Here is a 334-nt window from a genome sequence, read left to right as displayed (position 1 = left end):
CTTCGGGGGTCTCGCAGCGCACGGTCAAGGGGTTTATCGTGAACCCGAATTCGCGAAACCGCGCCAGTGTTTCGGTCTGGGTCTCGGCAAGCGGGGCGGAGATCTCCCCCCAGGCATAGGCGAAGAATTTCAGGGGCCGCGCGCGGGTGATCTCGGCATCGAGCTGGCGCAGCGACCCGGCGGCCGCGTTGCGCGGATTGGCGAAGGTCTTGCTCCCGGTCTCGGCCTGGCGCGCATTCAGCTCGGCGACATCGGCGTGCGACATATAGACCTCGCCGCGCACTTCTAGCACCTCCGGCGCCCCGTCGAGCCTGTGCGGGATGTCGTCGATCGG

At 67.4% G+C, this 334-nt stretch carries 1 pseudogene; it reads right to left on the bottom strand.

The annotated features are described in order from the left end of the window. Positions 1-334, bottom strand: a pseudogene (locus E0702_RS16080) (NAD-dependent DNA ligase LigA); the annotation flags it as partial.

It is taken from the genome of Halomonas marinisediminis (assembly GCF_004347715.1).
Classification (GTDB): domain Bacteria; phylum Pseudomonadota; class Gammaproteobacteria; order Pseudomonadales; family Halomonadaceae; genus Halomonas; species Halomonas icarae.
This window is presented reverse-complemented; position numbering and strand designations above follow the sequence as displayed.